A 24747-nucleotide genomic window follows, 5' to 3' on the forward strand; every position below is an offset into this window, starting at 1 on the left:
CCAATGCTTCAACGACTCTCACTCACCGGGCTCTCACAACGGGCACGAGACTACCGGTCCCGAACGGAAGACGGTGCGATCGCGTTGCACGTACTCGTCGCCGGCTGGATCGCCGTCGGCTTCGCGCTCTTTTTCGTCGGTTCAGCGTGGACGATCCTGCCGCTCGTGGGCTTTCTGACGACGACCGCCTACGGCTGGGCTCGGTACCAGGCCGAGACTGCGAAGGGACTCACCTTCCTCACGACCGTCGTGACCGTCGGCGTGTTGGCGCTGATCATCGCCTTCCTGCTCTTGCGGACACTGCCGGTGTTCCGACAGATGGGCCTCGATCTGTTCTTCCGAACCGAATCGCCCCCACGCCTCTGGGGTGGCGACGGCGGGACGGTCTGGTCGCTCACGCCGATGATGGTCGGGACCGCACTCACGACCGTCATCGCGACGATCGTCGCGGCACCGCTGGGCGTCGCCGGTGCGATCTTCGTCAGCGAACTGGCCCCGCCCCGCGTTCGCGAACTCGTCAAGCCCGGCATCGAGCTGATGGCCGGGATCCCCTCGATCACCTACGGGTTCATCGGACTGACGATCGTCAATCAGTACCTCTACGCGGAGTTCAACACCCCGACGATCGGGAACTACTTCGGGGCCGGTCTGATGGTCGGCATCATGGCGTTGCCGACCATCGTCACGGTCGCGGAAGACGCGCTCTCGACGGTCCCCGAGTCGATGAAGAGCGGCTCGCTGGCGATGGGATCGACCGAGTGGCAGACGACCAAGAGCGTCACCATTCCCGCGGCGCTGTCGGGCATCTCGGCGGCAATCTTGCTCGGCGTCGGTCGTGCCATGGGCGAGACCATGGCGGCCACGGTGATGCTCTCACACACGAAGGGGTTCCCGTCGCCGATCTTCGACGTGTTCGCGGGCTACGGCGAGACGCTGACGACCGTGATCGCCTTCGAGGGCGGCAACGCCAGCGGTCTCCACATGAGTGCGCTGTTCGCCGGTGGCGTCGTCCTGTTCGTCATGGTGATGTTCCTCAGCGTCTCCTCGCAGTTCGTCGAGTGGCGGATGCGACAGAAACTCCGAGGTGAACGATGAGTACCGTCCGCGACACTGCGCTGCACAGCGGCGACTCGACGACGAGCGAACTGATCGCGAACGTCGTCCTCGCGGTGAGCTTCGCGGGTTTCGTCGTCTCCTGGGGCGTGCTCTTCCAGTGGATCGACGAGGCGACGACGGTGGCCGGGGCCACCGTGCTCGTCCTGCTCGGGGTGGCGCTGCTCGTCGCCGCCGCCGGTCTCGTGGCCGTCGGCGTCGCGTCCCGACTCGATCGGCTCGACACCACCCCGTCCCCGACGGCGGGGTTCACCGTCGGCGCGGTCTTTGGCGTGCTCTGGTCGGTACTGGGGGCGCTGTTCGCGACGACGCTCCTCGGCGCTGGGACCGTACTGTGGGTCCCTGCGGCAGTGGCGTTCGGTGCCGCCGGGAGTCTCGCGGCGACGCTCACCCGCGAGGACATCGGCTCGACGATCCCCGTCGCCGTCGTGCTCGCCCTGCTCGGTGGCGCGGTCGTGGTGGGCCAGATCGACGCGGCGTGGGTCTGGGCCCCGGCGTGGTCGTCGGCCAGCTTCCCCGGCAGCGAACTGATTCCCGCCGTCGTGATCGCCGGCTCCCTGCTCGCGGCCTGGAGCGGGGCCAAAGCGAAAGCCGGCTTCGGCGCGCAGGGCCGCCAGGCCGGTGCCTTCGCGCTCATCGGGACGGTCGTCTTCGGGATGCTCGCAGTGCTCGGGCTGTTGATCGGCTTCATCGTCGTCAACGGTCTCGAAACGATGCTCACCGGCGCGAGCCTGCTTGGCGGGCAGCTGACGATCCCCCTCGTCGGCGTGACGATTCCGTGGCCCGCCTTCCCGTTCGCGACGAACGTCACCGGCGGGCTGTTCGTCGAGGTCCCCGGCGTGTTGCCGGCGACGATCGGCACGCTCTGGCTCGTCTTCGGTGCCGTCGTCTTCGCGGTGCCACTCGGCGTCGGTGCCGCGGTCTTTCTCACCGAGTACGCCGAACACGGTCGCTTCACCCAGGTCGTCGAGGTGGCGACCAACGGGCTGTGGTCGACCCCGAGTATCGTCTTCGGTCTGTTCGGGCTGGCCTTTCTGGTGCCGCGGATCAGCGGCGGGAACTCGATTCTCGTCGGCCAGCTGGTGCTCGGGTTCATGCTGTTGCCGCTCGTGCTCATCACGAGTCGCGAGGCCGTCCTGGCGGTCCCGGACGAGTACCGAGACGCCAGTGCGGCCCTGGGCGTGACGAAGTGGCAGACGATCCGCAGCGTCGTCGTACCGGCCGCGATGCCGGGGACGATCACCGGCGTCATCCTCGGCGTCGGCCGGATCGCTGGCGAGACCGCGCCGCTCCTGCTGGTGTTCGGTGGTCCCCCCTACCCCAGCAACACGCCGAACGTGCTGGGATCGTTCGCGCTGACGCCCAACCCGCCGTTCGTCACCAACGAGGCGCTGCTGTCGCCGGCCAGTGCGCTGCCCTACCAGCTCTACTCGACGATCACTGCCGGCGTGTTCCCCAAGGAGATCTTCACCAACCAGCAGTTCGGCTGGGGGACGGCGCTGGTCCTCCTGCTGGTCGTGATCGGGCTGTACGCCGTCGGCGTCGGCAGTCGACTGTACTTCCGGAGGAAACTGCACCATGAGTAACGCAGAAATCGAACACCACGACGAGGCATCGAGCGAGCAACGGCCCACGACCAGCGGCGAGTCCGACGAGCAGATCGACGCCGCGTGGCGCGAGTACGACTTCACCGGGCAGGCGAAACTGTCGGTCGAAGACTTAGACGTCCACTACGGTGACGAGCACGCCCTCCAGAGCGTCTCGATGGACATCCCCGACGAGAGCGTGACGGCGCTGATCGGGCCGTCCGGCTGCGGGAAGTCGACGTTCCTGCGCTGTCTCAACCGCATGAACGACCGGGTCGACGCCGCGCGCGTCGACGGCTCGGTCGAACTGGACGGCCAGGAGATCTACCGAGACGGTACCAACCTCGTCGAGCTTCGCAAGCGCGTCGGGATGGTGTTTCAGGCACCCAATCCCTTCCCCAAGTCGATCCGGGACAACATCTCCTACGGCCCGCGCAAACACGGCGACATCAACAAGGGACTGATGGCGCGGCTCCTGGGTCGCGACGACACCGAGAAGGAGGCGGAACTGGTCGAACGGACGCTCAGACAGGCGGCCCTGTGGGACGAAGTCAACGACCGACTCGACGACAACGCGCTGGGACTGTCTGGCGGCCAACAACAGCGTCTCTGTATCGCTCGCGCGCTGGCGACCGATCCGGAGGTACTGCTGATGGACGAGCCGGCGTCGGCGCTGGACCCGATCGCCACCGCGAAGATCGAGGACCTCATCGAGGACCTGGCCGAGGAGTACACCGTCGTCGTCGTCACCCACAACATGCAACAGGCCGCTCGGATCTCCGACCAGACCGCCGTCTTCCTCACCGGCGGCCACCTCGTGGAGTACGACGACACGGACACGATCTTCGAGAACCCCGAGAGCCAGCGCGTCGAAGACTACATCACCGGCAAGTTCGGGTGAGCCGATGGACTCCCGCAAGATCCAGACGGTCGGTGGCGGGACCTACACCGTCTCGCTCCCCAAGTCGTGGGCACGGGAACAGTCACTCGAAGCGGGCTCCGTCGTCGACCTCCACACGCACGTCGACGGCCTGCTCGTCGTCGAGGCCCGCGAGACCGACGACGAGGCCGGTCGCGTCGAGGTAGCCGTCGAGGACCAGCGCCCGGTCCACCTCGAACAGACGCTTCGGGCGGCCTACGCCGCCGGTGCGTCGACGGTCAGATTCGAGGCTGCCGGCGAGTTCACCGACGCACAGTCCCGTCGGATCCAGTCGGTGACCCGCACGATGACCGGGGTGACGATCGACGAGCGCACGGCGACCCAGATCACGGTCCAGAGCCTCGTCGACGCCGCCGAGGTGTCGATCCCCCAGTCCGTCCGCCAGCTCTCTTTCGTCGCCCTCTCGATGCATCGCGACGCGACGGCGGCCCTGGCCGGCGACGGCGGCCCGGACATCGCCGATCGGGACGACCAGTCCGACCGGCTGGCCGCGATGGTCGATCGCCACTTCGGACGCGCGCTCGCCCGCCTCGACGAGGTCGACGCGCTGGGCCAGCGCCGCCCCGAACTGCTCGACTGCTGGCGGACCGCCTGCGAACTGGAACGGGTCGCGGACCACGCCGAGCGGATCGCGACCACGGTGGCGGCCCTCGACGCACCACCCGCCGAATCCGTCGACGCGCTCACCGATCTCGCCAAACAGGCCCGGACGGTCGTCGAGGACGCCGTCGGCGTCGTCGTCGATCAGACGGCTGGTGGGGCGGCCCGAGACGTGCTCGACCGTCGCGACGACGTGAGAGAGCGAGCGACCGCGATCGAGCGGCGACTGGTCGACGGTGCGGACGGCGACTACAGACTCGTCCGCGTCCTCGACAGCCTCCGGCGGACGGCCGAGCACGGCGGGAACATCGCCGAAGCCGGACTCCGTGGTGCCGTCCGCCGTGGGGAGCTTCGAGACCCCGTCCACTCTCGACGCGAGGGCAGCACCGTCGACGCGGCCTCTGACGCGGGCAGCTGACCGGTCTGGGGCAGACGCCACTGCCGTCGCCGCCTCACTCTGCACTTCGATTCCGCCAAGTGGCTGACGAATGTGGAATGGTGGCAACGAATAGCTCCGGCCTGTTTCGATATGACGGCGTGTGGAAACACTTTTGATCCATCTACCCGTCGCTTCGGGTATGTCAGAGGACGAGTCGACTGACGAGGACGTATCCGTGTCGATGGAGATCACCGGCCGGTACGAAGAGGTCGTGTCGAAGCTGAAATCCGAGGAGAGTCGCCCGGACGCGCTCGCCCCGCTTGCCAGCGACCTCGAAACGCTGCTGGAGACGGTCCAGCGCATGGGCGGTGGCACCCGGAGCGCCATCGCCGACGAACTGCCCGGCGAGATGGCCGCAGAGTACGACGCGGCGGCCGTCGTCGAGACGATGCAGGTCCTCGAACGGTACGATCTGGTCGTGCTCGAAGGCAACACCTGGAAGCCGGGTCCCCGTCTCGGCGAGTAAACGCCGGTCTGGCCCGCCACACCGTCGCTCTGCCGCCTGCCGGCCACTGGTCGATCTCGGGCTCCCGTCTGTTTCGACGGGCACACCACACGACGTTTGTCGTTGGGTGTCGTATCGGTGGCTAGTTCATGGGCAGTTCCGAGACGACTGGCTGGCAGTGGCTCGCGATCACCCTCGTCGCGGTCGCCGCCGTCGTCGTGACCGCTGCGTTCACCGCTGACGCCGGCAGTGCCCGCCCCGAGCCGGTCGCGTACGACGAGACGGTCGGCGTCGGCCTCACGATGGAAGCCGAACAGATCGCGCGTGCGGAGGGGGCCTCCGTCCCCCGCGCTGAAGTCTTCTACTCGCAGTTTCGGTACGTGGTCGGCTACTCCGGCGTCGACCGGCTGGTGAGTGCGCTGGACGCGCCCGCCAGCGCGAGTCAGTTCGGCTACCCTCTCGCGGTGTACGTCTCCGACTACGGCGGCGTCTCGGTGGACTGCTCGGCCGGTGGCTCGCTCTCGGCGTCGGCCACCCCGGCGTGGACGCCGGCCGAGACCGCCCACTACGTCGTCGACAGCGACGCACGCAGCCCCGCCGGGCCGGTGATCGTCCCCTTCGAGGACCGCGCGGACGCCGAGGGCTTCACCGATGACTGTGGCGGCCGCGTCGTCGACTGGGAGACGGTCCGCGCTCGGGAGCCGACGACCGACGACCCCGCCGCGGCGGTCCGGGCACAGGTCGAGCAGCGAGCGTCGCGAGCCGACGAGCGGGTCGCGGCCGCCCGCGAGCATCGCGATCGTCCGGTCTCGGTCGTCGTCGGCCGCGACGTGGCGACGGTACGGGCCGCGATCGACCGCGCGCCGCCGAACACGACGATCAGGGTCCCGACGGCGACCACCGTCGGCAACGTCACCGTCGACAAGCCGGTGACGCTGCGGGGCGAGGGCACCCGACTCGACGGCGGCGGCGACGGGACGATCCTCCGGGTGACCGCCGATCGGGTCGGCGTCGTCGGCTTCGAGATCGTCGGCGTCGGGAACGCGACCGTCGGGGAATCGACGGACGACGACTCGTCGTGGGACGCGCCGGTCCGCCAGGGATACGGGCAGAGCGACGCCGCCCTCGCGGCGAGGAACGTCTCCGGGCTCTTCGTCGCGAACGTCTCCGTCGAGACGCCGGCGAGCGGATTCGTCCTCGTCGGGACCCCCGGCGCGGTCGTCGAGAACGTCACCGTCGACGGGACCGACGACTGGCGCGACGGGTTCATGGGCGTCGTCGGAATGGACGAGCCGATCGTCGTCCAGCACTCGACGTTTACCGACGGGCGCGACGGCGTCTACTTACACCGGGCCGACGGGACCGTGCTCCGGAACAACACGTTCCGACGCAACCGCTTCGGTACGCACCTGATGTACACCTCCGCCACACTGGTCGCCGACAACCGGGCGCGCGACCAGCGCCACGCGGGGATCGTCGTCATGACGGACCCCTCGGGTAACGCGATCGTCGGCAACGACGTTCGCCGTGCCAGAAGCGGCATCCTCACCGCGGGTTCGAGGAGCTACGTCGGCCACAACGTCGTCGTCGGCACCGAGCGGGGGCTCTCGACGAACGCCGGTCGGTCGCTGTACGAGCACAACGTCCTCGCCGACAACGGGGTCGGCGTGATCGCGGCGACGATCGTCCCGTCGAACCGGGTCGTCGAGAACGACTTCGTGGCCAACGATCGCCACGCCACGAGCAGGCCCGGTCCCATGCGCATCTACACGCACGACGGTCGTGGCAACTACTGGAGCGGCGCGTACGACCTCGACGGGGGCGGTCGGACGCTGTCGCGCCCCTACTCGCCGACGGACGCGGTCGATCGACGGCTCCACCGGAGCGACGCCGCGGTGGTGCTGGGCGAGGCACCCAGCGTCCACGCGCTTCGCTCTCTCCGCGGGACGACGCCCGGATTCAGGTCGGCCAGTATCGTCGACACGGCTCCCCTGACCGAGCCGGCCAACCCGAGACTCCTGGCGACGGCGACCAACGAGACGACCGACGGGGGTGTCTCGCCGTGACCGACGACGTTGCGCTCACGGCGACGGACCTCCGTCGCAGCTACGGTGACGTGACGGCTCTCGACGGCGTGTCAATCGACGTGCCAACCGACAGCGTGACGGCGCTGATCGGCCCGAACGGCTCCGGGAAGACGACGCTGCTGGAGGTGTTGCTGGGGATCGAACGGCCCGACGCGGGCACCGTCGACTACGCCGAGTCCGACGCCGGCCGACGGGTGGGCTATCTCCCGCAGCGCCCGACGTTCCGGCCCGACGACACGGTCAGGGAGACGATCGCGTTCTACGCCGCGCTGGTCGAGGACGACCCGGACCGATTGCTCGAACGCGTCGGACTCGACACCGTCCCGGACCGGCGGGTCTCGGCGCTCTCCGGTGGCATGACGCGACTGCTCGGGATCGCACAGGCACTCGCCGGCGATCCACCGATCCTCGCGCTCGACGAACCCGCCAGCGGACTCGATCCGGCCGTGAGCGATCGGATCTTCCGCGTGGTCGACTCGCTGGCGGCGGACGGGCGGGCCGTGTTGCTCACCTCGCATGCGCTCTCGCTGGTCGAGCGGACGGCAGACCACGTCGTCGTCGTCGAAGCTGGTGGCGTCGCGACGAGGGGGTCGCCGGCCGCGCTGTGCGAACGGACCGGCGGCCCGCTCCACGAGACGTTTGTCGACCTGCTGTCGGAGCCGACGGCCGCGGTCGGCGGGGGTGGCGAGTCGTGACCCGCCCGCTCGATCGCTTCTGGACCGTCTTCGGCCGCGAGGTCCGGGGACTGGTTCGGACGCGGGTCGTGTTCGTCCTCGGGGTCGTCGTCGCCGCGCTCGCGTTCGGCGTCGCCCGCGCTGGCGGCGGCCCCTCGGGCGGGTACGTGACGACGGTCGTCGACCTGCTGGTCGTCGTCGAACTGCTCGTCCCCGCCGCCGCCTTCGCGATCGGCTATCGCGCCCTCGCCGACGCGACGGCCCGCGGCGAGCCGGCGGTGCTGGAAACCTACCCGCTCTCGCCGTGGACCTACGTCGCGGGCGTGTACGCGGGCCGAGTGGTCGCGCTGCTCGCGGTGGTCGTCGTCCCGCTGTTGGCTCTCGGAGCCCACGTCGCGACGACCGCGGGTCCGGAGACGACGGTGCTGGCGACCCACCGCGGCGTCGACTCGGTGGCGCTGTACGTCCGCTTCGTCGCGCTGACGGCGCTGCTGGGGCTGGTCACACTCGCCGTCGCGCTCGCGCTGTCGGCGGTCGCGAACTCCCGCCGCCGGGCAATCTTGCTCGGCCTGTTCGGGCTCCTCCTCGTCGTCGCCGGCACCGACGTGACCGTCCTCACCGCTCTCGGGGGCGGTCTCCTCGACGAGTCCGCGCTCGGGGCCGTCCTCGCCCTGACGCCCTCGGGGGCGTACCGCGGGCTGGTGTTCGAACACGTCCTCTCTGTGGCCTTCGAGGGGCGTTCCGGCTTCGTCCCGACCGGGCTCGCCCTCGTCGCGTCGCTGTGCTGGTGGGCCAGTGGCCTCTCGCTGGCGGCGCTGTGGGCGGGGTTTCGCTATAGTAGCCATTGAAAATCAATGCACACCCGATCGCACGACGGCAGTGCGATCGGTGTGTAAATCGTTTCAATTGTTACTATGTCCGTTCCGACCGAGGCTGTCGTCGACGAGTCGGCTGAACCGATCGACCAGCCGGTCGGCCAGCGAGGGCTCGACGGTCCGCAACAGCCGTCGGGTCTCGGCCGGCCGCGTCAGAGCGACGACCGCCTGGCCGCGCTGGCCGTAGGACTTCTCGGCGACGCCGGCCTCGATCAGCGACTCGACGTGCCAGGAGACGGTGCTGCGGGCCACGTCGAGGCGGTCGACCAGTTCGACCGACGCCAGCGGGCCGTCTTCCAGCAGGTGTCCGACGATCGATCGCGTCGTCTCCCGGCGGACCAGCGCGATCGCGCGCCGTTCCCAGGGATCGTACTCCCGGTCGAAGTAGTGCGTTCGACCCCGGACCTCCTCGGCGTCGATGTCGCCGGCCCGGACGAGCTTCCGGAGGTGATACTGGGCCTGCCCCGTCGCGATGTCGAGGCGGCGGGTCAGTTCGTTGAAGTGGATTCCGGGGTTCGCGGAGACGGACTCGCGCACCTGCTCTCTGACTGTCGACATTCGGTGTCGTCCCGTCGTACGCCTCGGCCCATAAATTGCCTGTCGTCGGTTCTCAGTTCGTGGGATCACTCCCGCTCGACTGCCTCCCTGGAGAGGTCCGTCGCGGCGACCGTCTGGCCGCCGTGTTCCTCGGCGAACGCGGTGGCGTCGTCGGCCTCGCCGAACGGGACCAGCGCCGGCCCCATCGCGCCTTCCACGTCGGCCCCGACGACGACGGTCAGGTCGCTCGTCGGCGCGAAGGCCGACGCGTCGAGGTGCTGGGTGAGGACGGCGGTGCCGTCCGTCTCGCGGACATCGCTGTCGACGCTGCTGTAGTCGGTCAGATACGTGACGGTCGGCGTCCACCCACGCTGTTCGGTCTGGAAGCGGTGGCGGTAGGTACAGCTGCTACTACAGAACCGAGCCGGTGGGTCGTGGCCCGCCGGGCTGTTGTCCTCGTAGTACGTCTCGCCGACCGGTCCCGACTGCTGCCCGATCACCATGCCACACTGGTCGCAACTCTCCGGTCCGTCCAGTGTCACTGGCTCGGGCGTCGTCTGGCGCTGGCAGCCGGCGAGCAGTCCCAGCGCCGTCGCGCCGAGCAGCTCGCGTCGTGATAGGATTGCGTCCATACGTCGCCGTACGCGTCTGCCCACCAAGTCGCTCGTGGTGCGTTTCTCGAAACGCTCGCTAGCCACGACGACGGTGGACGCGACCGTGGGCCGCGACGGCCAACGCGCCTCACTCGCCGACGGCGTAGGCGGCCCCCAGCACGAACAGCGCGATGAGGAAGTCGAAGGTGTGTTCGACGATGTGGTGGGCCGGCATCGCCACTGCGCCCAGCGCCGTCCCGAAGCCGACGAGCGACCGCAACACCAGCAGTCCGATCGCGGCCGTCACCAGCAGGTACGTCGTCGTTCGACGCCGCCAGGCGGCTGTACACGCCACCAGAAAGAGCGCGATCGTCCCCAGTGTCGCCAGTGCGAGGGCGGCGAACAGCACCGCTGCCTCGCCGGTGTTGAGCCACGGACCGACGGCAGAGACCATCTCTCGTGGTGGTCGTTCGCACGTCGCCGGTGTATCGTTTTCGGCCGCGGTCGGGCGTCGGGCCGGCGACCACTGGCTTTTCGGCCGCTCGCCGACAAGCCCGCGTATGGAGATCGCAATCGTCAGCGACACGCACATCCCCTCCCGCGCCAGGCGGATTCCCGATCCGTTCCGCGAGCGAATACGCGCGGCAGACCACGTCGTCCACGCGGGCGACTTCGACGCCGAGAGCACGGTCGCCGACGTACAGGACCTCGCGGACACGCTGACGGCCGTCCGTGGCAACACCGACCCGGCCGTCGGGCTGCCGGAGGTCGCGACGGTCGAACTGGGCGGGGTCTCGTTCGTCGTCACGCACGGCACCGGCTCGAAACGGGGGTACGAGGACCGCGTCGCTCGTCTCGTCCGCGAACACGGCGGGACCGACGCCGTGGGGATCTCGGGCCACACACACGAGCTGTTGGACACGACTCGCGGGGGCGTTCGCCTGCTGAATCCGGGCTCTGCGACGGCGGCGTCGCCGGCCACTCGGGCGACGATGCTGACCGCCACCGCGACGGACGGCGACCTCACTGTCCGTCGACACGAACGCTGACACTCTCTCGAAGGGCGCTGGTGTGGCGGTGTCGGCCCACTGGCCCCACCACGCCTATGACCGTGCCCCTCAATCTCCCGGACATGAGCGAGCCCGGACTGGTCGAGACCGCCGACCCGGAGACGGTGTTCGGTGCGCTCTCTGATGGGACACGTGTCGACATTCTGCTCGCGCTGTGGGACGCGGACGACCGATCCGCGACGTTCTCGGACCTGCGCGAGGAGGTGGGGATGGCCGACTCCGGACAGTTCAACTATCACCTCGACAAGCTCAGAGACCGGTTCGTCAGACAGACCGACGACGGCTACACGCTGACGCTGGCCGGCGAGCAGATCGTCGGCGCGATCCAGGTCGGTGCCTACACCATGGAGGGGTCGATCGAGCCGATCCCGCTCGCAGAGCCCTGTCGGGCCTGTGGCGGCGAGCGGACGCTGTACTACGAGGACGAGACCGTCCGCATCGAGTGTGGGGACTGTCCGAGCACCTCGACCTCTGGCGTCCCGCCGGGCGTGTTCGCCGACCACGAGCGCTCGGAGATCCCCGCGGTCGCGAGCCGCTACTTCCGGACGATACTCGCACACGTCGGCGAGGGCTTTTGCTGGCACTGCGAGGGACCGATCACGGCGACCGTGGTGCCGGTCACCGAGACGCGTGCCGCTCGCGACGACCTCCCGACGACGTTCGAGGAACTGCCGATGGCCCGCTACGACTGTGGGCGCTGTGGCTCCGAGATCACGTCGGATCTGGGTGGCGCGCTGTTGAACCATCCCGTCGTCGGCGGCTTCTTCTACGAGCACGGGATCGACGTTCGCGAACGCCCGTTCTGGGCGTTTACCGCCGTCGGACGGGAGCAGTCGCGGTTCCGCGAGCGCGACCCCGTGCGCGCGTCGATGACGTACACCGCCGGGGACGCGACGCTCACCCTCGTCGTCGACGGGACACTCGACGTGGTCGCCGTCGAGCGGGACGGCTGACTGCGGGCCACGTCCGGGACGGCACTCATCGGTCCACAACGACGAGCTCCGCGTCGACTGACCTCTGTGGACACGTGTCAGTGTAGAGATTTTCAGTAATCGCCGTTACAGAAATATCATTCTGGTTACTATTATGTCGGTGTGGCCCCTCCGTCTAGATACAATGGAGTCTCACTCACCCTACGAACGACGCCCCGATCCCGGACAGTCACTGACAGCTGCCGGTCTCCTCGGTTATCTGGCCGTCATGGCCGCTCTCCTCGCGATCGCGACGGCCCCGCTGACCGGCATCGCCCTCACACTGGTAGTCCTGATCGTCGCGCTCCTCGCCAGGGCCGCCCGTCCACGCCGGCCCGCGACGAGATCGCGTCGCCGGACGAGGTTCGTCTCCGGCACGACCAGGTAGCGCTTCGATCTGACAGCGGCAACGATTGCCGACGTTGGCAGAGTCGTCCCCTATCGCGGTGCTTTTTCCGGTTCCCCACACAGACAGTGTATGGAGGTCTTCGCGGTCGACGGGCTGCCCGAGATCCGGCCCGGTGACGACCTGGCAGCGCTGATCGACGCCAACACGGATATCGGTGACGACGACGTGGTCTGTGTCGCCAGCACGGTCGTCTCGAAGGCCGAGGGCCGGCAGGCAGACCTGACAGCGTTCCCGGCGAGCGACCGGGCACGCGACATCGCCGAGCGAATCGCCGACGAGACCGACGAGCAGAAGGATCCACGCTTCGCCCAGGCCGTCCTCGAAGAGAGCGAGGAGCTCGTCCTCGAAGCGCCGTTCCTGCTGGCCGTGACGCGGTTCGGCCACACGACGGTCAACGCCGGCATCGACCGCTCGAACGTCCCCGACGCTGACCTGTTGCTCCTGCCGGAAGACCCGACTGCCAGCGCCGAACGGCTCCGTGCCGGGCTCGAAGCGGACCCGGCCGTCGTCGTCACCGACACCTCGGGCCGGCCGTTTCGCCACGGCCAGCGCGGCGTGGCACTCGGCTGGGCCGGCATCCCCGCCTCCCGAGACTGGCGGGGCGAACACGACCGCGACGGCCGGGAACTGGGCGTCACCGTCCAGTCAGTTGTCGACGAACTCGCCGGGGCCGCCAACCTCGTCACCGGCGAAGGCGCGGGCGGGACGCCGGTCGCCGTCGTCCGTGACTTCACCTTCGGCGAGCACGCCGGCAGCGACGAACTGTTTCGCGACCCAGAGACCGACTTCGTGCGCCAGGCGCTCCGAGCGTGGGACTACTAGCTATGTACGCAATCGAACTCACCCCAGAACAGCCAGTCGAGACGTTGACCGAACTCGCCGTCGAGGCCGAACAGGAGGGCTTCGACGCCGTCCTCGCCAGCCACCACTACAACAACCGCGACCAGTTCGTGGCGCTGTCCTCGATGGCCCAGGCGACCGACGAACTCCTGGTCGGTCCCGGCATCGCGAACCCCTACGAGACCCACCCGGTGACGCTCGCCTCGCGGGTCGCGACGCTCTCTGAGGTGAGCGGCGGCCGGGCGCTGTTCGGCGTCGGTCCCGGCGACGAGGCGACGCTGTCGAACCTCGGCTTCGACCACGACCGGCCGCTCCGTCGGGTCCTGGAGACGTTCAAGGTGGCACAGCGACTGTGGGACGGCGAGCGCGTCGACCACGACGGGACCTTCCAGGCCCGCGACGCCGGCCTGAACTACGACGTGGGCGAGATCCCGGTGTACGTCGGTGCCCAGGGCCCACACATGACCCGGATGGCAGCCAAGCACGCCGACGGCGCGCTGTACAACGGCGCACACCCCCGCGACCTCGAATGGGCCAGCGAGCAAGTGGCCAAGGGTGCGGCCGACCGGCCCGACACGCGCGGCGAGTTCGACCTGGCGGCCTACGCCAGCGTCTCAGTCGCCGAGGACGGCTCGACCGCTCGAGAGGCCGCGCGGATCCCCGTCGCCTTCATCGCCGCCGGCTCCCCGCCGCCAGTGTTCGAACGCCACGGGCTCGACGCCGAGCGAGCACGCGAAGTCGGCGACGCGATCGCGGCCGGCGAGTTCCGGGCGGCCGGCGACGCCGTCAGCGAAGCCATGATCGACGCGTTCTGCATCGCGGGCACGCCCGAGACGGTGGCCGAGCGAACCGACGCCCTGCTTGACTACGCCGACAGCGTCGTCTTCGCGTCCCCGCTGGGGCCGGAACTGGAGACGGCCATCAGTTTGCTCGGCTCGGCGGCTCGTTCGACACGTCTGGTGTGATGAAATCTGCCACCGCGCCGAGTGTCAGGTAGCCGAAAAACAGCGACGCGCCGCCGACGAACGCCGCGCCGGCCAGCGCCATCAGCAGTGCGAGCGGATCGTTCGTGAAGTGAGTCAGGAGGTTGGAGACGAGTTCGCCGACTGTCGCTTGCATACGCCGCCGTTTCGTCGGGATGTACTTTACACTGCCGGCTCGCGGTCTGTATCGTCGTCTCTGTACGCACGTGGTGCCACGGTCAGCTCGCGGGACGGTCGCTTCTGGACGCGTCTGGGAAGCGACTCGTCGATCTCGCACTCCGACGGTCGTGGTACCACGACTCTCGCAAGCGTTATCCCTCCCCCGCCCCTCTCTCTATTCGTAATGGCAAACGGTACGGTTGATTTCTTCAACGACACAGGCGGCTACGGATTCATCGAGACTGAGGACGCGGACGACGACGTTTTCTTCCACATGGAAGACGTGGGCGGCCCTGACCTCGAAGAAGGTACTGACGTCGAATTCGACATCGAACAGGCCGACAAAGGCCCCCGCGCGACCAACGTCGTCCGCAACTGAGCGGCCGCCGTTCTGTAGCGACACCGATTTTTACGGACTCACGCCGATCAGCGTAATTCAAGGTGGAGCCTCCGGCCTCAAGGAGCGACCGAAGCGTAGCGGAGGGAGCGAGTAGGCCGTAGAGGAAACCGACTTGGCACGACACAACCGGCATACTACGACCGACTGACTCCCGAACGTATAACTACCGTCGCCACTTCTCTGAAGTATGGCTGTGCGTCGAACCGCCGTCGTGAAACTCGCTGTTTCCGACGAGCAACGCGACGCACTCCACCGAACCGCTGACCAATACCTGGACTGCGCAAATCGAACCGCAGACTACTGCTGGTCCAGCACCTCCTACACCGAGTGCAAGACCAACAAACGGCAGGTTCGAGACGCGCTCTACTCCGAACTTCGAGAGGAGACGGACCTACAGGCACAACTCGTTCAAGCCGCCATCAAACGCGCCGTCGAAGCCGTCAAAGCGTGTGTCGAACGCTGGAAGAAGGGACAGCGCGTCTCTTGCCCCACGTTCACCGCTGAAACGCTGGACTACGACACGCGGAGCGCGACCTTCTACCGCAACAAGGTGTCGCTAGCAACTGTCGAAGGGAGGGTCGAACCCTCGTTTGTTCTCCCGGCGGACAGTCCGACGCCCTACGAGCGGTACGTACTCTCAGAGGACCACGAGTTCCGCGAAAGTACGCTTCGGTACGACACGGCAACCGACGAGTTCTACCTCAACATCTCGACGCGGCGGATTGACAGCGACGACGAGGTTTCGGAAGATACTGAGCACCCCGACCAAACGGTCCTCGGTATCGACCTCGGCGTCAACAGTCTCGCGGTGTCTTCGACCGGCACGTTCTGGCAAGGTGACGACTACGACCACTGGTGCCGCGAGTTCGAGAAGCGGCGTGGTGAGATGCAACAGCGCGGCACGCAAGCCGCGCACAATGCCCTGCTTCGCCTCGGCAAGCGCGAGGAAGCTTGGCGGAAACAGTACATCCACATCGTCGCAAACGAGATCGTTTCGGAAGCCGTCGAGAACGGATGCGACGTGATCGTGTTCGAAGATCTAACGGACATCCGCAAGCGGCTTCCACAGGCGAAGTGGCACCACATCTGGGCGTTCCGACGCCTTTCCGAGTACGTCGATTACAAAGCTCCCGAACAGGGCGTCTCCGTGGAGCAAGTCGAGCCGAACCACACGTCACAACGCTGTTCTCGGACGGACTGTGGGTTCACGCACGACGATAACCGCCACGGCGAACACTTCGAGTGCCAGAAATGCGGCTACGAGGTGAACGCGGATTACAACGGCGCGAAGAATATCGGGCTACGGTATGCTCGAAAACGAAAACACAGACTCCGGTCCTCGCCCAAGTCGGGGAGCGGAGACGCACCAGTAGACGTGCGTGTGAATGGTGGGACGTTGAACGGCGAGAGTCACCGGCCTATTGCTGGCGACTGATTGCCGGGAGTCCACATCAAAGCCCCACCCTCAAGGACCGAGGTGCGTATGCGCCGAGGGAGTAGGGTGGGGTAGTTTACAGATATCGCAGCCCGACCATCACGAAGACGATCGAGAGCTGCAACACGCCCTGGACGCCGCCGAGCTTCGCGTTTCGCATGCCGATCTCGCCGATGAGTTCGGTGTCGGGCTCCTCGGACGCGATCTGTCGGTAAATCCGGATCTCGCCGGGTAGAATGACCCCGAAGCCCTGGAGGCCGAGGATCGTGACGATGCCAAGCGCCGCGAGCAGCCACGGCGAGGTCGTCGTGACCATCGCGACCAGCGACGTTCCCGGCAGCGTCGTCGCGAGGTACGCACCCGAACCGACGACCGCGACCCCGAGGACGGCGAGGGCACGCCGGTCGCCGAGTGCGTCGAACTGATAGGCCAACAGGAGGACGATCGGCACCGTGTTGACGGCGGTAAACACCGCGAGCCACTGGTCGGCGTAGGCGAAGGCCGTGACCTGCAGGGCCAGCACGATCCCGCCGGTGATCGTCACGACCGCCAGCGCCGGCATCAGAAACGTCATCTTCGGGGTGAACCGCCCGAAGAAGTCCGCCCGCTGTTTCGGGTCGAGACCGCCGACGACCGGACCCAACACCGCACCCATGAACATGTCGATGCCCGTCCAGAGGACGCCGGCCATCACGTGGACGTAGGTCAACGCCCGCACGTCGTTGCTCGCCAGCGCGGCCGCCAGCGCCGCCAGCGGGACGACGACCGCGCCCGCCGCGAACGCGGTGTTTGCCTGTGTCGCGAGTCCACCGATCCCCCACTCGGGTGTGTCGGCTGTCGTCTGTGCCATGGCCGGGTGATGTGTGGAGTCTCACAAAAAGCTGACTGCCACGACGGGACAAAGCGTACAAGAGGATCGTCACCGACCACACACTCATGGCACAGATCCAGCGTCTCACCGTCTATCCGGTGAAGGGACTCGACGGTGTCACCCGAAAGGAGGCGACCGTGACGCCGGGGGGCACTCTCAGATACGACCGGGAGTTCGCGCTGTTCGACGAGGCGGGCGACGTGCTCAACGGCAAGCGGACCGCCCGGATCCACGACGTCGAGACGGAGTTCGACGTAGCGCGTACCGAACTCGCGGTCGAACTCGACGGGGAGCGCGAGCGGTTCGCGCTCGACGAGGAGCCAGAGCGCGCCAGCCGATGGTTCTCGTCGGTGTTCGACGCCGAGTTCACGCTCGAACGCGACCGGGAACTAGGGTACGTCGACCGACGCGACATGGGCCCCTCGATCGTCTCGACGGCGACGCTGCGGACGGTCGCCTCGTGGTTCGACGACGTGACCGTCGAGGGCGCGCGCCGCCGGCTCCGGGCCAACATCGAGATCAGTGGCGTCCCGCCCTTCTGGGAGGACCGCTTCGTCGGCGCGGATGCGCCCGCGTTCGCGGTCGGCAGTCGCGAGACCGGCGACACGGAGACGGATTCGGGGCCGGCAGACGGCGTCCGGTTCGAGGGCGTGACGCCGTGTGGCCGCTGTGTCGTCCCGGAGCGCGACCCCGAGACGGGCGAGCCGACCCCCGAGTTCCGCGAGCGATTCGTCGAACGCCGCGAGGCGACGTTCCCCGACTGGGCGGACCCCGACGCCTTCGATCACTACTACACGCTCATGGTGCTCTCGCGGGTCCCCGAACGCGACCGGGGCGGACGGCTCCGCGTCGGCGACGAGGTGTCGATCGTCGAGTAGCGGGGGCGACTACGCGTGGTGTTTCCCGGTGGCGGTCTTCGACGCCGCGTCCGGTTCGGGGAGCGTCACGTCTCGGACCTCCTGTAGGGCCTGCTCGGCAGCCTCGCGATTCTCTTCGCGGCTCTCGACGTTGTCCTTGCTCGCGGCGGTGGCGAAACCGGCCAGCCACTCGGCGGCCTCCCAGTACTTCGTGGCGACGACCCGCCCCCGGCTGTTGTACTCGTGGATGTCGTCACCGTCGGCCAGTCCCTGCCCCTTGGTGAAGCGGTTGGTCGCGTCCCCGAACTCTTCGCTGGCCCCGTCGAACGCGGAGGCGGCGAGCCCCCAGTCGCCAGCCTCGCAGTGTTCGAGCCCGCTAGAGAGGTAGCGCCGCCCCTCGCGGTACCGGGCGTAGCCGGTGCGATAGCACCCCTGTGCGGACCCGTCGGGCGTGATCGAGCGCAGTTGCGTCCGCAGTCGCTCGAACTCCGGCATCGCGCCGGTGTCCGAGGCCTCCCACTCGTGGACGACGACACCGCGATAGTCGACGACGAACAGCGACCGCTCGGCGACGACCTGGCCGGCCTCGCCGGTCGAGGCCACCCCGTAGGCCTCTGTGACCGATCCGTCGGCGTCGCTGGCCAGGGGCACGTCCACGTCTGCCTCGGCGGCGAACCGCCGGTGGCTGTACACCGAGTCGGGCGCGATCCCGACCGCTCTGGCGTCGACCTCGCTCGTTAGCTCGTCGACCGCGCGCAACAGCGCGGCGCTCTGCCCGGACCGCGGTCCGAAGTCGGAGGGATAGAACACGAGGACGACGATCGAATCACCGATCCACGAGCCGACGTTCACCCGTTCGATCCCACCGTCGACGACCCCCGGCAGCGAGAACTCCGTTACGAACTGTTGACCACCCATATCGTTTCACCTAATTCGCGGCAACAGGTTAAATTCTACGAATGTTTTTCTTCCGGCCGCGCTCGCATTTACACCAGTTCCCCAGAACACAGTGACCACATTCGCTGTTTACGTCGCCACGCTGACATCGAGGGCGCTCGCGGTTCTGGACGGCCCGAGAGAACACACGCGGATTTCGAGAGAAAAGATCGTGTGATGGCTGTCCACTGACGAATGGTGTAATTCATAGATATATAATGAGATGCGTCTATACTAGCAGTATTCTACGTACAAAATATGGTCTGTGTAACCGGAGATGTGGAACGATGACTACGTCGATGGCTTCTGTGCCGAACGACGCGAACCCACACGCAGATGGGCTCTCTTCGCTGCACTCTGTCTGTCGCTGGGGCATCACAGCCGGCTTCGCGGTCGAGTGTGTGAAATTGCGCGCTCGACTGCGATATCTGCCCCAATCTGGCCCATCCGGAGTACTGTCGGCTGTCCCGGATCGACCACACGACGGCGTTCGGCCGACCGAGAACACGACGACGGGACTCCGTGTCATACTGCCGGCTGTACCTTCGTGAAGATCTTCGCCACCCCGGGGTGGCGAAATCGGTCACAGATTTACAGCCGGTAGTATCAGGAGATCAGGACCACGCTCGCGACCGCCAGTCCGATGCCCACCACCTTCGAGGCCGACAGCGGTTCGTCGAGCAACGTCACGCCGATGATGGCCGCGACGACGAAGTAGAGTGCGGTGATCGTCGTCGCCGTTCCCACGCCGCCGTGCTCCAGTGCGAGATAGTACGCGAGCGTCCCACCGCCGGCAAACAGGCCGCCCGCGAGGCTCAACGCCACCACCGACGCCGAGATGTCGAACCCCGCTCCGGTCGTCGCCGAGTAGCCGACGACGAGGACGGCGGCGAAGCCATACGAGAGCAACAGGACCGGACGGTGGCTCGACCGCGACATCGCGAGCTCGACGAACACCGCCCACAGGCCCCACGAGACCATCGCGACAGCGGCGTAGCCGGTCGAATCGAGAGACATACTCGGATGTTGTAATCCCGTTACTTAACGCTCACTCTCTGTTCGGGACGGTGCTGTCGCGGTGATCGACCTGACAGAGTGGGACACCGCGGTCGTCTCGTCGGGCGATCGCGTGTGGTCGTACAGCCGCTTGAACAGAATCGGAGAGAAGCGCGGTTCGAGTAGCTCGGGGGGAGTTCCCCGGTTCCCGCCCGAGCTGCGCGTCCGTTCGAGCACGCCGTCCGTCGCCAGCTCTCGGAGGAACCGCCGTACTGTCCTCGTCGAGAGGTCGATCGGGTCCCGGTCGGTGATCGCTGCCGCCGCCGCGTCGACGGTCGGATGGCGGTCGGGGTCGAGCGCGACGAGTTCTCGCAGGACCGACTGGCAGTCCGCCGACAGCGCGAACACGCGGGTGAGTGAGACCGCCTGGGTGGGAACGTCCGCGATGCCGGTGGTGACGTGTGCGTCCTCGATCTGCTCGCTTTCTGCCCGCAGGGCGGCGTCGGCGGCGACGAACAGCGCCGCGAGCGCGTCGTTCGCGTCGCCGTCGGCCCACTCGGCGAGACGCTGGGCGTGCTCGTGGCCCAGCGCGTGCTGGCCGAGTGCGTCGTCGGCACGTGTCATGAGAACGTCGACCAGCGAGCTCGTCTCGTACGGCGTGAACTCGATCGTGGCCGGCGGCGTCCACTCGAGGGCCGCTGGCGGCGACCGACCGACACCGACCCAGCCGACATCTGCGGCCAACCGGTCGAACAGCGTCGCCACCCGCTCCGGGGTCACGTGTCTGGACGCCGTGAGGTGATCGACGATCGGGACGACCGGTCGCTCCGCCAGCACCGCGTCGAGTTCGTCTCGGACCGCCTCGATGCCGACGCCCCGCTGTGGTGCCGGCTCGTCTGTGAGGCGGTCGAGCACTGTCGCGTAGAACTCGAACCCGCTCGTGGTCCGGTGGGTATCGACGTAGACGAGTTCGGGGACCGGTGGCGAGTGGGTCCCTGCGGTCGTCCGAATCAGCTGGCCCAGCGGGCGCGGGTGTCTGTCGAGGTGGTGAACCAGCGCCGCCAAGATGGCGGACTTGCCCGTCCCCCGCTCTCCCCACACGTACGTGTCCTGGGGGAGCTCACCGGCGAAGATCGGGTCGAGCTGGTCGAGGACGAGCTCCAGCAGTGGGCCACGGCCGGTCGGCTCCGCCAGGTGGGTCGTCGGCGACAGCACTGCCCGGTCGACGACGCGCTCGGTCCCCGCCCGACTGCGATACCGCCGCTGGATGCGGTCTTCGAAGTTCATCGGTCGTTGCCACGCTTTGGCGGCCGGTCGCCGTCGCTCCGGGACGACGCGGGCCGCGGTGGCGACCGCTGTGGCTCTCTGCGCTGTCCACGACGGCTGCGATGCCGGGGCGGAGCCGTCGGCTGTTCCCTGCTCGCGTCTGTCTGTCGTCTCGTGTGGTCTGTCATGCGTAGTTCGGTCTCTGTCGCGGCTCGCTGTCCGCCCGCTGCCGTCGCTCACCGCCGTCGCGACCGTCTCCGTCGGCCCGGTGGCGGGATCTGCCGATCGGGGCGGACGTGTGCGTCGGGTGACTGGTATATTGGTCTCCCGAGACAAACATAGACAAAGGTTAATATATATCCATACTGATAGCGGCAGTGTATGAGTCAAAAATGCCGCCGCCGAGCAGCTTTACTGCCGGGGTCCCCCCGAAACTGGGGGCTCCGACGGCGTTCTTTGCGACGTTCGGAAGCCGACACGCCACTCTGGATCGAACGGTCGAACGACGATCGGGCGTCTCCAAGCCGGAGTGATCGCGGATAGGGACCATGTTGGAACCACTGACAGACGCCGCCGGAGCCGTGCTGTCCGTCCTGCAGATCGGCGGTCTCGACGGCCAGAGCTTCGCCTTCGAACAGATCAGTCCCGAAGTCGTCCAGTTGGGCCTCGCGGTTCTGCTGGGGATGTTCCTCGGGCTCGAACGCGAGTGGTCTGAGAAGAACGCCGGGATCCGGACGTTCGCGCTCCTGACGCTTCTTGGCGCGATCCTCTCGATCACCGGCGAACCGCTCTTGCTCGTGGCCGGCGCGTTGCTCGTGATCACGATGAGCGTCCTGCTGGCCGTCCAGAGCCTCCTCAGCTCCGCGTCCGAAGCCAGTCTCTCGTTGACCACGTCGGCCTCGATGTTCGTCGCCTACGGCGTGGGGATCCTCGTCACCCAGGGATTCCTCATCGAAAGCGTGACGATCGCCGTCCTCTCGTCGCTGTTGCTCGTGCTCAAGCGAGAGCTCCACGAGTTCGCGTGGGGCCTGTCCAAAGAGGAGATGCAGAGCGCCACCGAGTTCGCGATCCTCGCGTTCGTCGTCTACCCCCTGTTGCCAGACGAGGCCTTTGGTCCGTGGAACGCCATCGAACCCAGAACGGTCTGGCTGCTCGTCATCGCGGTCAGCGGGATCGGGCTGGTCAACTACGTGCTGGTCAAGCGCTACCGCGGTCGGGGGTTCATCGCGACGGGCTTTTTCGGCGGCCTCGTCAACTCGACCGCGGTGATCGCCGAGATGGCCCAGCGAGCGAAACAGCAGCCGTCGCTGCGCAACCTCGCCGTCGGCGCGATCCTCATCAGCAACGCCGCGATGGCGTTTCGCAACGCACTCGTCGTCGTCCCGTTCATGCCCGAGTCGGCGATCATCGTCGGCGTTCCACTCGGTGCGATCACCGTCACCGGTATCGGGCTGTCGCTGTTCGTCAGCGACCTGGACCAGGACTTCGAGGCCCAGCTCACCTCACCCTTCAGCCTGCGGAACGCGCTGGTGTTCGGTGGCCTGTTCCTGGCCGTGCTCGTGGTGTCTGCGGGGGCCGAGGCCACCTTCGGCGCGAACGGATTCCTCACCACTTCGTTCCTCGCCGGCCTGATCTCCAGTGGCACCGCGACGGCCACGGCAGTGACGCTCGTCGCGACCGACCAGATCAGCAGCGACCTCGCGGTCGCGGGCGTCATCGCCGGGACGCTGGCGAGCATCCTGGTGAAAGTCGTCTTCGCTGCGACGATCGACTGGGACCTGGTTCGGCCGGTGATGATCTGGAACGTCGTCCTCATTGCTGTCGGGGTCGTCTTCGGCGGCATCGTGATCCTGTTCCTGTAGCGGTCCGCCCCTCTGGACGATCTATACCCAACAATAACCGAACGTATCGGTTCGTTCCCCGACGGAATCGCCACGCAGATTGGGGACTCCTATTATAAATCCATTTACGACCATCCCGACCACTCTCGGGTGATGACAGCATCGTCGGCGTTCGCCGTCGCATCGAGTCGCCCGAGTTCGCGGACGTGATCGGTTCGTGACAACGAACAAATGCTCTCTGTCCCGGTTCGGCCCGGCGGCATCGTCGATGGGACTCCCCGCCACTGGCCCGATAACTGGTAGCCAGCGGGGTAATTGGGACCTAAACGATCGAACATGAATGACAAACCTACCAAAGAATTATATTCTATTACTACAACTCTGGGGGTGGAGATGAAGAAACCGACTCGCAGAGACTACGTTAGAGGAATCGGTGCAGCAACAATTGTCGGACTCGCGGGCTGTTCCGGAGACGGCGGCGACGGTGGTAGCGACGGCGGTGACGGCGGCGACGGCGGCAGCGACGGCGCTTCCACCGGCGACAGCGGCGGGAGCAGCGACCTGACGTTCGACTTCTGGCACATCCACGGCGACGAACTCGGCGAGACGCTGAGCCAGTTCGCTCAGGAGTTCTCCGAACAGAACGACGGCGTGACGGTCAACGCGGTTAGCAAAGACGGCTACCGCCAGAACCTCAACCAGTCCCTGCAGGCCTCGCGCGCCGGCGACCCGCCGGGCATCGCCCAGATCTTCGAGGTTGGGACACAGCTGTGTCTCGACAGCGGGGCCTTCACGCCGATCGAGCAGGTCATCCCCGACGGTGCGGTCGACTTCGACGATCTCCTCCCGTCGGTGTCGAGCTACTACCGCATCGACGGCGAACTCAATTCGATGCCGTTCAACTCCTCGAACACGATCATGCTGTACAACAAGACGGCGTTCGAGGAGGCGGGACTGGATCCGGAGGATCCGCCACGGAGCCTCTCCGGCGTGCGCAGCGCCGCAGAGACGATCGTCGACCAGACCGACATGGAGGCCGGCATCTCCTGGCCGAACCACTCCTGGATGCAGATCGAACAGCAGTTCGCGAAGCAAGACCAGGTGCTGCTCAACAAGGAGAACGGTCGTGCCGGCCGTGCCGACAAGACCTACTACAACAGCGAGGCCGGTCGCAACGTCTACGAGTGGTGGAAGGGCATGGCCGACGACGACCTGTACCTGAACCCGGGCATCGAGGCGTGGTCCGAGGCACGACAGGCGTTCCTCACGGGCCAGGTCCCGATGCTGTGGGACTCCACGTCGAACATGGTCTCGATGAAGGCCGGTGCAGAGGAGAACGGCTTCGAACTCGGATCGGCGTACCTGCCCGCACCGGACGGTGCCAACAACGGCGTCGTCATCGGCGGCGGCTCGCTGTGGGTGCCCGACGCCCTCGCCGACGAGAAGAAAGAGGCCGCCGGCAAGTTCATCGCCTACATGGTCCAGCCCGAACAGCAGGCTCGCTGGCACCGCAACAGCGGGTACTTCCCGGTGAGCCAGAGTGCCGTCGACCAACTCGAGAGCGACGGCTGGTTCGAGGAGAACCCCGACTTCCGTACGGCCTTCGATCAGTTGCAGGACACCAAGGACTCGCCCGCGACGCGTGGTGCGGTGATGGGCGTCTTCCCGGAAGCGCGTAGTATCAACACGGAGATCTCGGTCAGCATCCTCAACGGGAACGTCGGCGTCGAGGAGGGACTCTCGAAGATGGACACCCAAGTCCAGGAGACCCTGTCGAGCTACTCCGGCAACTACAGCGGAGAGGAGTAACCGCGAGCGCGAACT

The 24747-nt window shown here is 67.1% G+C and carries 26 protein-coding genes; 18 read left to right on the forward strand and 8 right to left on the reverse strand.

Translation table 11 applies throughout. The features are described 5' to 3' along the window. Nucleotides 1-3 precede the first annotated feature (3 nt). From pstC to ACAH01_RS02925, 8 genes are all read left to right on the forward strand, one after another. Nucleotides 4-1095, forward strand: coding sequence for a phosphate ABC transporter permease subunit PstC (gene pstC / locus ACAH01_RS02890; protein ID WP_170092632.1), 1092 nt, complete (start codon nt 4-6; stop codon nt 1093-1095). Further along, nucleotides 1092-2699 (forward strand): phosphate ABC transporter permease PstA, encoded by a 1608-nt coding sequence (gene pstA, locus ACAH01_RS02895; RefSeq protein ID WP_372480173.1) that lies wholly within the window; start codon nt 1092-1094, stop codon nt 2697-2699. The genes pstC and pstA overlap by 4 nt, the downstream gene beginning before the upstream one ends. Then, on the forward strand, nt 2692-3600 hold the full coding sequence (gene pstB / locus ACAH01_RS02900; protein ID WP_372480174.1) for a phosphate ABC transporter ATP-binding protein PstB: 909 nt from the start codon (nt 2692-2694) through the stop codon (nt 3598-3600). Before pstA ends, pstB begins: the two co-directional genes overlap by 8 nt. Before the next feature lie 4 nt (nt 3601-3604). Continuing rightward, nucleotides 3605-4657, forward strand: coding sequence for a PhoU domain-containing protein (locus ACAH01_RS02905; protein ID WP_372480175.1), 1053 nt, complete (start codon nt 3605-3607; stop codon nt 4655-4657). Nucleotides 4658-4817: 160 nt separating this feature from the next. Further along, nucleotides 4818-5144 carry a hypothetical protein gene (locus ACAH01_RS02910; RefSeq protein WP_153554492.1) on the forward strand — a complete coding sequence of 109 codons (327 nt, stop codon included), beginning with the start codon at nt 4818-4820 and terminating at the stop codon, nt 5142-5144. 128 nt (nt 5145-5272) lie between these two features. Then, nucleotides 5273-7189, forward strand: coding sequence for a NosD domain-containing protein (locus tag ACAH01_RS02915; RefSeq protein WP_372480176.1), 1917 nt, complete (start codon nt 5273-5275; stop codon nt 7187-7189). Continuing rightward, complete coding sequence (locus ACAH01_RS02920) at nt 7186-7905, forward strand: ABC transporter ATP-binding protein (RefSeq protein WP_170092626.1); 720 nt, start codon at nt 7186-7188, stop codon at nt 7903-7905. The genes ACAH01_RS02915 and ACAH01_RS02920 overlap by 4 nt, the downstream gene beginning before the upstream one ends. Continuing rightward, nucleotides 7902-8732: a hypothetical protein gene (locus ACAH01_RS02925; RefSeq protein ID WP_372480177.1), complete on the forward strand. Its 831-nt coding sequence runs from the start codon at nt 7902-7904 to the stop codon at nt 8730-8732. Before ACAH01_RS02920 ends, ACAH01_RS02925 begins: the two co-directional genes overlap by 4 nt. Before the next feature lie 54 nt (nt 8733-8786). Here the strand turns inward: ACAH01_RS02925 and ACAH01_RS02930 are convergent, their stop codons facing one another. The 3 genes from ACAH01_RS02930 to ACAH01_RS02940 form a co-directional block, all read right to left on the reverse strand. Then, complete coding sequence (locus ACAH01_RS02930) at nt 8787-9317, reverse strand: helix-turn-helix domain-containing protein (protein ID WP_170092624.1); 531 nt, start codon at nt 9315-9317, stop codon at nt 8787-8789. Between the two features lie 65 nt (nt 9318-9382). Next, nucleotides 9383-9928 carry a nitrous oxide reductase accessory protein NosL gene (locus ACAH01_RS02935; protein WP_372480178.1) on the reverse strand — a complete coding sequence of 182 codons (546 nt, stop codon included), beginning with the start codon at nt 9926-9928 and terminating at the stop codon, nt 9383-9385. Between the two features lie 109 nt (nt 9929-10037). Continuing rightward, on the reverse strand, nt 10038-10343 hold the full coding sequence (locus ACAH01_RS02940; protein ID WP_372480179.1) for a hypothetical protein: 306 nt from the start codon (nt 10341-10343) through the stop codon (nt 10038-10040). 106 nt (nt 10344-10449) lie between these two features. Between ACAH01_RS02940 and ACAH01_RS02945 the strand changes: the two genes are divergently transcribed. The 5 genes from ACAH01_RS02945 (at nt 10450) to ACAH01_RS02965 (ending at nt 14144) form a co-directional block, all read left to right on the forward strand. Beyond that, the gene (locus tag ACAH01_RS02945; RefSeq protein WP_153554485.1) at nt 10450-10938 is read left to right on the forward strand and encodes a metallophosphoesterase family protein; all 489 of its coding nucleotides are present in this window, start codon (nt 10450-10452) and stop codon (nt 10936-10938) included. A gap of 83 nt (nt 10939-11021) precedes the next feature. Further along, a complete protein-coding gene (locus ACAH01_RS02950) occupies nt 11022-11912 on the forward strand; it encodes a helix-turn-helix transcriptional regulator (RefSeq protein WP_240936918.1) in 891 nt (296 codons plus the stop codon). Nucleotides 11913-12075: 163 nt separating this feature from the next. Further along, nucleotides 12076-12318, forward strand: a complete 243-nt coding sequence (locus ACAH01_RS02955) for a hypothetical protein (protein WP_372480180.1) — start codon at nt 12076-12078, stop codon at nt 12316-12318. A gap of 90 nt (nt 12319-12408) precedes the next feature. Beyond that, entirely contained in the window at nt 12409-13161 is a 753-nt protein-coding gene (locus tag ACAH01_RS02960) for a coenzyme F420-0:L-glutamate ligase (RefSeq protein WP_372480181.1), read from the forward strand. A gap of 2 nt (nt 13162-13163) precedes the next feature. Next, on the forward strand, nt 13164-14144 hold the full coding sequence (locus ACAH01_RS02965; protein ID WP_372480182.1) for a 5,10-methylenetetrahydromethanopterin reductase: 981 nt from the start codon (nt 13164-13166) through the stop codon (nt 14142-14144). Here ACAH01_RS02965 and ACAH01_RS02970 read toward each other — a convergent pair. Continuing rightward, nucleotides 14101-14298, reverse strand: a complete 198-nt coding sequence (locus tag ACAH01_RS02970; RefSeq protein WP_153554480.1) for a hypothetical protein — start codon at nt 14296-14298, stop codon at nt 14101-14103. The genes ACAH01_RS02965 and ACAH01_RS02970 overlap by 44 nt on opposite strands. Before the next feature lie 207 nt (nt 14299-14505). Between ACAH01_RS02970 and ACAH01_RS02975 the strand changes: the two genes are divergently transcribed. Both ACAH01_RS02975 and ACAH01_RS02980 read left to right on the forward strand, forming a co-directional pair. After that, entirely contained in the window at nt 14506-14700 is a 195-nt protein-coding gene (locus ACAH01_RS02975) for a cold-shock protein (protein ID WP_153554479.1), read from the forward strand. Nucleotides 14701-14908: 208 nt separating this feature from the next. Continuing rightward, nucleotides 14909-16156: an RNA-guided endonuclease InsQ/TnpB family protein gene (locus ACAH01_RS02980; RefSeq protein WP_372480183.1), complete on the forward strand. Its 1248-nt coding sequence runs from the start codon at nt 14909-14911 to the stop codon at nt 16154-16156. Between the two features lie 76 nt (nt 16157-16232). On the opposite strand, the gene ACAH01_RS02985 is transcribed toward ACAH01_RS02980, so the two are convergent. Further along, nucleotides 16233-17006, reverse strand: coding sequence for a hypothetical protein (locus tag ACAH01_RS02985; protein ID WP_372480184.1), 774 nt, complete (start codon nt 17004-17006; stop codon nt 16233-16235). A gap of 86 nt (nt 17007-17092) precedes the next feature. On the opposite strand from ACAH01_RS02985, the gene ACAH01_RS02990 reads away from it, so the two are divergent. After that, entirely contained in the window at nt 17093-17905 is an 813-nt protein-coding gene (locus ACAH01_RS02990) for an MOSC domain-containing protein (RefSeq protein ID WP_372480185.1), read from the forward strand. 9 nt (nt 17906-17914) lie between these two features. Here ACAH01_RS02990 and ACAH01_RS02995 read toward each other — a convergent pair whose 3' ends face one another. The 3 genes from ACAH01_RS02995 to ACAH01_RS03005 all read right to left on the reverse strand — a co-directional run bounded on the left by ACAH01_RS02995 (nt 17915) and on the right by ACAH01_RS03005 (nt 21103). Continuing rightward, nucleotides 17915-18802, reverse strand: a complete 888-nt coding sequence (locus ACAH01_RS02995; protein WP_372480186.1) for a redoxin domain-containing protein — start codon at nt 18800-18802, stop codon at nt 17915-17917. A 624-nt stretch (nt 18803-19426) separates the two neighbouring features. Beyond that, nucleotides 19427-19837, reverse strand: a complete 411-nt coding sequence (locus ACAH01_RS03000; RefSeq protein ID WP_153554475.1) for an EamA family transporter — start codon at nt 19835-19837, stop codon at nt 19427-19429. A 24-nt stretch (nt 19838-19861) separates the two neighbouring features. After that, on the reverse strand, nt 19862-21103 hold the full coding sequence (locus tag ACAH01_RS03005; protein WP_372480187.1) for an AAA family ATPase: 1242 nt from the start codon (nt 21101-21103) through the stop codon (nt 19862-19864). 527 nt (nt 21104-21630) lie between these two features. Here ACAH01_RS03005 and ACAH01_RS03010 point away from each other — a divergent pair. Next, nucleotides 21631-22944, forward strand: coding sequence for an MgtC/SapB family protein (locus ACAH01_RS03010; RefSeq protein WP_206039094.1), 1314 nt, complete (start codon nt 21631-21633; stop codon nt 22942-22944). A gap of 372 nt (nt 22945-23316) precedes the next feature. Then, nucleotides 23317-24732 carry an ABC transporter substrate-binding protein gene (locus ACAH01_RS03015; RefSeq protein WP_372480188.1) on the forward strand — a complete coding sequence of 472 codons (1416 nt, stop codon included), beginning with the start codon at nt 23317-23319 and terminating at the stop codon, nt 24730-24732. Nucleotides 24733-24747: the final 15 nt, after the last annotated feature.

It is taken from the genome of Halomicrobium sp. HM KBTZ05, from assembly GCF_041530035.1.
Classification (GTDB): Archaea; Halobacteriota; Halobacteria; order Halobacteriales; family Haloarculaceae; genus Halomicrobium.